The organism is uncultured Caballeronia sp. (genome assembly GCF_964243625.1).
Taxonomy (GTDB): Bacteria; Pseudomonadota; Gammaproteobacteria; order Burkholderiales; family Burkholderiaceae; genus Caballeronia.
Genome location: NZ_CAXTGZ010000302.1, coordinates 1 through 7,068, shown reverse-complemented (window position 1 = coordinate 7,068; position 7,068 = coordinate 1). Strand labels below are relative to the sequence as shown.

Annotated in this window: 7 protein-coding genes; 5 read left to right on the top strand and 2 right to left on the bottom strand. The window is 59.7% G+C overall.

Annotated features, from left to right (window positions below):
- Positions 1–76: 76 nt before the first annotated feature.
- A complete protein-coding gene (locus tag ACFFAR_RS19655) occupies positions 77–1,195 on the top strand; it encodes a 3-deoxy-7-phosphoheptulonate synthase (protein WP_062171524.1) in 1,119 nt (372 codons plus the stop codon).
- Between the two features lie 284 nt (positions 1,196–1,479).
- Positions 1,480–2,943, top strand: coding sequence for an amino acid permease (locus ACFFAR_RS19650; protein WP_174363416.1), 1,464 nt, complete (start codon positions 1,480–1,482; stop codon positions 2,941–2,943).
- A 21-nt stretch (positions 2,944–2,964) separates the two neighbouring features.
- Here the strand turns inward: ACFFAR_RS19650 and ACFFAR_RS19645 are convergent, their stop codons facing one another.
- Both ACFFAR_RS19645 and ACFFAR_RS19640 read right to left on the bottom strand, forming a co-directional pair.
- On the bottom strand, positions 2,965–3,168 hold the full coding sequence (locus tag ACFFAR_RS19645) for a cold-shock protein (protein ID WP_060818122.1): 204 nt from the start codon (positions 3,166–3,168) through the stop codon (positions 2,965–2,967).
- 192 nt (positions 3,169–3,360) lie between these two features.
- Positions 3,361–4,047, bottom strand: a complete 687-nt coding sequence (locus ACFFAR_RS19640; RefSeq protein ID WP_062171526.1) for a TetR/AcrR family transcriptional regulator — start codon at positions 4,045–4,047, stop codon at positions 3,361–3,363.
- Between the two features lie 69 nt (positions 4,048–4,116).
- Between ACFFAR_RS19640 and ACFFAR_RS19635 the strand changes: the two genes are divergently transcribed.
- The 3 genes from ACFFAR_RS19635 to ACFFAR_RS19625 all read left to right on the top strand — a co-directional run.
- Positions 4,117–5,616 carry an MDR family MFS transporter gene (locus tag ACFFAR_RS19635; RefSeq protein WP_375508306.1) on the top strand — a complete coding sequence of 500 codons (1,500 nt, stop codon included), beginning with the start codon at positions 4,117–4,119 and terminating at the stop codon, positions 5,614–5,616.
- Positions 5,617–5,706: 90 nt separating this feature from the next.
- Positions 5,707–5,892 (top strand): hypothetical protein, encoded by a 186-nt coding sequence (locus ACFFAR_RS19630; protein ID WP_144022075.1) that lies wholly within the window; start codon positions 5,707–5,709, stop codon positions 5,890–5,892.
- A 342-nt stretch (positions 5,893–6,234) separates the two neighbouring features.
- Positions 6,235–7,068, top strand: an 834-nt coding sequence (locus ACFFAR_RS19625) for a GTP-binding protein (protein WP_174363418.1), incomplete at its 3' end; no start/stop codon positions are given.

The following is a 7,068-nucleotide window of genomic DNA, read 5'->3' as shown; positions in this document are numbered from 1 at the left end:
TAACCCGCCTGGGAACGCGCGGAGACCGGCACAAATGCGATAATCGCGGGCTATGCCCAGTTTCGGAGAACCCACAATGAGCCGCCTCGACAACCCATTCCACGACCAGGAGGCCGGCCGGGCCGACGCGACCCAGGACACCACGCGCATCGACGATGTCCGCATCGGCGCCGTCCGTCCGCTGATCTCGCCCGCGCTATTGCAAGACGACCTGCCCGTGACGCCGTCCGTGCAGACGCTGGTCGAACAAAGCCGCGTCGAGATCGCCAATATCCTGCAAGGACGGGATGACCGTCTGGTCGTCGTGGTCGGACCGTGCTCCATCCACGATCACGATCAGGCGATCGCATATGCGCAACTTTTGAAAACCGCCGCCGACGCACTACGCGACGATTTGCTGATCGTCATGCGCGTGTATTTCGAAAAGCCGCGCACGACAGTAGGCTGGAAGGGTTACATCAACGACCCCTTGCTCGATGGCACTTTCCGCATCAATGAAGGCCTGCGCCGCGCGCGTCAGTTGCTGCTCGATATCGGCAACATGGGGCTGCCCACCGGCACGGAATTCCTCGACCTGCTGAGCCCGCAATACATTGCGGATCTGATCGCGTGGGGCGCAATCGGCGCGCGCACGACCGAAAGCCAGAGTCATCGGCAACTGGCATCAGGCCTGAGCTGCCCGATCGGATTCAAGAACGGCACCGACGGCGGCGTGCAGATAGCAGCAGACGCAATCGTCGCGGCCGCCGCCAGCCACGCGTTCATGGGCATGACGAAGATGGGCATGGCCGCCATCTTCGAAACGCGCGGCAACGCGGACGCACACGTCATCCTGCGCGGCGGCAAGAAAGGTCCGAACTACGATCGCGAAGGCGTGGCTGCGGCCTGCGCCGCGTTGAAGGACGTGGGCTTGCGTGAGCAGGTGATGATCGATTGCTCGCATGCAAACTCGGGCAAGTCACATCTGCGTCAGGTTGAAGTAGGCGAAGACATTGCGCGTCAATTGAACGATGGCGACAAGCGGATCATCGGTGTGATGATCGAAAGTCATCTCGAAGAGGGACGGCAGGACCTGAAGCCAGGTGTGCCGTTGCGCCGGGGTGTATCGATTACCGACGCATGTCTCGCATGGACGCAGACCGAGCCCGTTTTGCAGACGCTCGCCGCAGCGGTGCGCGAGCGTCGCAAGCACTGAAGATGCGTTGTTGGTACATTGATCGAACGACGCGCCGAAACCGTTTTCGGCGCGCCGCATGCTGCAGTCCCTGATTCGTCCACCGCCCCGCTTCGTACCCTTCCCACTCGTTTCGCGCAGCGCCGCGCAAAAACGCAGCATATTTTCCAGCTTCACAAGCAAATTCATTCGGCATAGACTGGGTCACAGAGTCGTCTTGCATCAAACGTTTTTCGTAGTGATTCGCAGATCGACCGGCCACGCCGGTTGGGTTCGTATCCAACAACGTAAGCGAGGCGACACTGATGGCTGATACCAGTTACATGGCGCGCAAGTCGGTCGAAGACATCATCAAGAGTGCTGACGGCGGCGAACGCCCGCTCGCAAAAACACTCGGCGCGCTCAGCATCACTGCAATGGGCATAGGCGCAATCATCGGCGCAGGAATCTTCGTGCTGACAGGCACCGCCGCCGCTCAGTTCGCCGGGCCAGCCATCATTCTTTCGTTTGTGCTCGGCGGTGTCGCATGCGCTTTCGTCGGACTATGTTACTCGGAGCTCGCCGCCATGCTGCCCGTTTGCGGCAGCAGCTACACCTACACGTATGCCACGCTCGGAGAAGTGTTTGCGTGGATCATCGGCTGGGACCTGATACTCGAATACGCGATGGGCGCCGCCACGGTCGCGGTCGGATGGTCGGGGTATATCGTGAGCTTGCTGCATAACCTCGGCATGACGATACCGCCGCGCTTCGCCGCCGCTCCCGGCACCATGGTCAAGCTCGCCGATGGCACATCGGTTTCCGGCCTGGTCAATCTTCCAGCCGTGTTCATCATTGCGGCACTCACGCTGATGCTGGTGATGGGCACCAAGGAATCGGCGCGCCTCAACAATGTGATGGTCGCGATCAAGTTATTCGTGGTGGTTGCGTTTCTCGCGCTCGGCGTTTTCTTCGTGCATCCCGGTAACTGGCATCCCTTCATTCCGCCCAACACCGGCGAGTTCGGCAACTTCGGCATGAGCGGAATCTTGCGCGGTTCGGCGGTGGTGTTCTTTGCGTTCATTGGCTTCGACGCCGTTTCCACCGCCGCGCAAGAAGCACGCAAGCCGCAACGTGACATGCCTATCGGCATTCTCGGGTCGCTCGTCATCTGCACGATCCTGTATATCGCCGTGGCCGGCGTGCTGACAGGTCTCGTGCCTTATGGCCAACTGAACGTGCCCGATCCGATCGCCAAGGGCGTCGACGTGATCGGCCTCACGTGGTTCTCCATCCTGATCAAGGTAGGCGCGCTGACCGGGCTGACGACCGTGATCCTCGTTTTACTCTACGGCCAGAGCCGCATCTTCTTCACGATGTCGCAAGACGGACTGCTGCCTGGACTGTTCGCGCGGGTTCACCCGCGGCTGAAGACGCCGCACCTGAGCCAGACGATGATTGGCGCGGTAGTCGCCGTCGTCGCGGCCTTTACGCCGATCAATGTGCTGGGCGAGATGGTCAGCATCGGGACGCTGTTCGCGTTCGTGCTCGTATGCGGCGCGGTGATCTACCTGCGGCGCAGCGACTCGGGCGCAAACCGGCCGTTTCGCGTGCCGGGCGTACCTGTCGTGCCGATTCTCGGCATCCTGTTCTGCTTGTTGCTCATGACGGGTCTGCCGCTCGTCACGTGGATGCGGCTTGTCGTCTGGCTGGTGATCGGACTCGTGATCTACGTCTCGTACGGTCGCAATCACTCACGCCTGCGGCATCCGGAGACGCACGCCAAATAGTCAGGCGGCGTGGCGAAACACTCAGGCAGGCAGGATATTCGACGCCTGCTTGCCCTTCGGCCCCTGGCCGATATCGAAGCTGACCTTCTGGTTCTCCAGCAGCGTCTTGAACCCTTCTGTCTTGATCTCGGAGAAATGGGCGAACAATTCTTCGCTGCCATCGTCCGGCGTGATGAAACCAAAACCCTTTGCATCGCTAAACCACTTCACTCGTCCGGTCGGCATGGCCGTCTCCTGGCTGCAAAAAGTCGGAACGGTAGCACGCATCGACTGCGGGGTTTCGGTTTACTTGCGGCAAACGTTCAGCAAAAGTCGCAACAGGCGTCGACAAACATTGGGGCGATGACGATTGCCTGATTGCTCGATGCAGGCAGCGACTCGGCGCCTGCGCAGTGCCGGCTTGAGAAGCCCGCGGCCTCAAATCGGCCCGATCCCCTGCATCAGCAACGCAACCGCATGGGGCGCGATGTTGTCGCGTCTCGGCTTCCATCCGCGTTCTTCGGCCCATTTGTAATTTGCGGCGAGCGGCAACAAGGTGAGCCCGAACAACGAGACGAACAACAGGGACGGCTCAAGGTGCGGATTGAGCTTGCCCTCCTTCTGCCATTTTTCGATACGTTCAATCGATGCCTTCTGGTTTTCATCGCCGAAACGTTCTGCTATCCGCTGGCGCAGCAAGCCGCCTTCACTGATCACTTCGCGAATCCACAGGGTCGCAAACCACGGGTTTTGCTCGGCCACCGTCACCAGCCCTTCCACAAAGGCGCGCAGCGCCTCAGCCGGTTCCGCATCCGAGTTGGCAAACGCGGACCCAAGCTTGGTGCGCAAAGGGACGAACCGCTCGTCGATCAGCACGTCCAGCAACTGGTCTCGCGTCTTGAAGTAGTAATGAACCATGGCCGGCGTGACTCCTGCCTCGCGCGCGATCGCGCCGAGCGTGGTTTCCATGATTCCCTGACGCGCGAACAGCAACAACGCGACATCGAGCAGAAGCGTCCGTGGCTCGCCGTTTTGCCCGCCCGACGGGCGCCCGCGCCGGCGCACGGGCTTTTCGGGGTCGGCTGAAACATTACTTCGGGAAGCTTCGGTTACATTTTTAGTCATAGTCGCAATTGACCCGGGAAGAGACGTGACCTAATATTAACTTCAATGTTAATTAATTGCAGGCACTCGATGGAAACCTTCCAACCCACCGTTGCGCTTCCCGCAACAGAGCGGCCGCCCATCCGAATGTTGTTCACGGCGCTTCTGCTCGTCATGCTGCTCGGCGCGCTCGACCAGACAATTGTGTCGACAGCACTTCCGACCATCGTGGGCGAACTCGGGGGGCTTGAAAGCCTATCCTGGGTCGTGACGTCCTATTTGCTGACGTCCACTATCGTGGTGCCGCTGTACGGCAAGTTCGGCGATCTGTTCGGCCGCAAGGTCGTGATCCAGGCCGCCATCCTCATTTTCCTGGCGGGTTCGATCCTGTGCGGCGTCGCGCAGGACATGACGCAGTTGATCGTGCTGCGCGCGCTGCAGGGGCTGGGCGGCGGTGGCCTGATGGTCGTGACGATGGCCGCCATTGCCGACGTGATCCCGCCCGCGGAACGCGGCCGCTACCAGGGCCTGTTCGGCGGCGTGTTCGGCCTCGCTACCGTGCTTGGGCCCTTGCTGGGCGGGTTTATCGTCGAGCATCTTTCATGGCGCTGGATCTTCTACATCAACGTGCCGTTAGGCGTCGTGGCGCTGATCGTGATCGGGCTGGTGTTCAAGCCCCATGTGACACATGTGAAGCATAAAATCGATTACATGGGCGCAGCGTTTTTGGCTACGTCGCTCACTTGCATCATCCTTTTCACCAGTCAGGGAGGCACATTGCTGCCCTGGAGTTCGCCGCAACTATGGTTCACGCTGGCGCTCGGGGTCATCGCGATGGGCGGTTTCATCTACGAAGAACGTCTGGCAGATGAACCAATTATGCCGCTTGGTCTCTTCAAGGAGCGCACTTTTATATTGAGCGGGATGATCGGGTTCATTATTGGCTTTTCGCTGTTCGGCGCGACCACGTTCCTGCCGCTCTATCTGCAGGTGGCGAAGGGTTCGACGCCATCGCAAGCCGGTTTGCAGATCCTGCCCATGATGGCCGGCGTGCTTTCAACGTCCATCATCAGCGGCCGGATCATCAGCAAGATTGGCAAGTACCGCTGGTTCCCGATTTGCGGCACGGCGCTGGTGGCGGTTGCGATGTTCCTGTTGTCACGGCTCGAACTCGCCACGCCGCTGCACATCATGTACCTGTACATGTTGCTGCTCGGCCTTGGACTCGGGATGGTGATGCAGGTGCTCGTGCTGGCGGTGCAGAACGCAGTGCCGTTCAAGCATATCGGCGTGGCGACATCCGGCGCGACACTGTTCCGGTCGATAGGCGGTTCAGTCGGCGTCGCCACGTTCGGCGCGATTTTCTCAAACGGCTTGCAAAGCCGGCTCGCCAATGCCCTTCCGGCGAACACCGAACTGCCGCGTTCGATGGGGCCCGCGATGGTGCATCAGTTGCCTGCGGCCATGCGCGAGGTTTATCTCAACGCCTTCGCCGGCTCCATGCATGTGGTGTTTCTGGTGGCGAGCGCCGTTGTAGTGCTGGCGTTTGCATTGTCCTGGTTCATGCAGGACCGGCCGTTGCGGAACTGATGAACTGCGAGGGTGCGTCGGCTTTGGATTCGATTCGTTTGGTATAAGCTGACGCACTTTAAATCAGTCGCAATTCAGGATATCCGCTCCATGAAACTCAAGCACGTGATCATCGTCTCGACACTCGGCGCATTCGCCCTCATTTCAAGCCGCGCATTCGCCGAAACCTATCACTTCGGCGAAGGACAATCGTCCGTATCGGGCGGAAGCACGAAACATCATTCGTCTGCGCCCAAGCATCGCAAGCACAGCAAGACGCGGAATACCGCGTCGTGATCTTCGCATCGTGAGGTCACGTCGTTGATGCAATCCCCGCAGGAAAGACCTGTCAGCGAAGACCGGTTCCGTATGGATGCCGCTGGCGCTCAGTTGTGGCGCATCGCGCCACCAACGCGCCCCAGACACGGGCGCACATGCGCATTGCCGCACCACTTCTGAAGTGTCCACACTCGAGCACATGCGGACCGACTTTGTCCGTTATGAACCGCGCTGACAAATAAAGACATGAGATAAGTGCATTCGAGACATTGCACGTCTCGCAAAAGCCGCTTGTCCAAAACAGGCCTGATACTCGCTCTTTACGAGGCTGACTTCACTCAGCCCTCGTAGGTATCAGCCATGCACCAGCGCCAGGCGCAACGCAAAATCCCCGTCACCGTGATTTCCGGTTTTCTCGGCGCGGGCAAGACCACGCTCGTCAATCACCTCATGCAACAACACACGGGCGGCCGCATTGGCGTGGTCGTGAACGAGTTCGGTGAAGTCGGTATAGACGGTCAATTGATCGTCGCCGAAGAAGAGGCGCTGATAGAAATAAATAACGGCTGCGTGTGTTGCACCGTGCGCGCCGACCTCGTAGCGAGCGTGAAAGAACTCCTTGCACGATCGCATGCGGGGATCGAAAGACTGATCGTGGAAACGTCCGGGCTTGCCGACCCCGCGCCGGTGCTTCAGACCTTCCTTGCGGACCCCGACTTGCGGGAAGCAGTGGAACTCGAGTCAGTCGTGACCGTGGTCGATGGGCACCACTTCGGCCAGCAACTCAACGATGAAATCGTCCGCGAGCAAGTCGCATTCGCCGATGTGATCGTGATCAACAAGATCGACCTCATCGATCAACTCGCGTTGCAGCAACTCAAACTCCAGATTCGCGCACTCAATCCGACTGCATCCATTACTACCGCAAGTCATTCACGCGTTGCCGCTGATTCGCTGCTCGGCGTGCGGCGCTTCTCGTTGCCTGCGCTGCTCGAACTGGAACCCGATCTACTCGATGAAAACGCACACGACCACGAGCACGATGTGTCGATTCAATCATGCGCGTTGATCGAGACCGGCGCGCTCGATCCGGACCGGTTCAATCGATGGATCAATCAGCTTGTACAGGAACGCGGGCAGCAACTCATGCGCATGAAGGGCGTGTTGCACTTTGCGTCGGAGCCGCGCCAGTTT

What these genes read in the sequence shown, in the direction of transcription:
- ACFFAR_RS19655 (WP_062171524.1), top strand. Translation starts at nt 77, where the DNA reads ATGAGCCGCCTCGACAACCCATTCCACGACCAGGAGGCCGGCCGGGCC.
- ACFFAR_RS19650 (WP_174363416.1), top strand. Translation starts at nt 1,480, where the DNA reads ATGGCTGATACCAGTTACATGGCGCGCAAGTCGGTCGAAGACATCATC.
- ACFFAR_RS19645 (WP_060818122.1), bottom strand. Translation starts at nt 3,168, where the DNA reads ATGCCGACCGGACGAGTGAAGTGGTTTAGCGATGCAAAGGGTTTTGGT.
- ACFFAR_RS19640 (WP_062171526.1), bottom strand. Translation starts at nt 4,047, where the DNA reads ATGACTAAAAATGTAACCGAAGCTTCCCGAAGTAATGTTTCAGCCGAC.
- ACFFAR_RS19635 (WP_375508306.1), top strand. Translation starts at nt 4,117, where the DNA reads ATGGAAACCTTCCAACCCACCGTTGCGCTTCCCGCAACAGAGCGGCCG.
- ACFFAR_RS19630 (WP_144022075.1), top strand. Translation starts at nt 5,707, where the DNA reads ATGAAACTCAAGCACGTGATCATCGTCTCGACACTCGGCGCATTCGCC.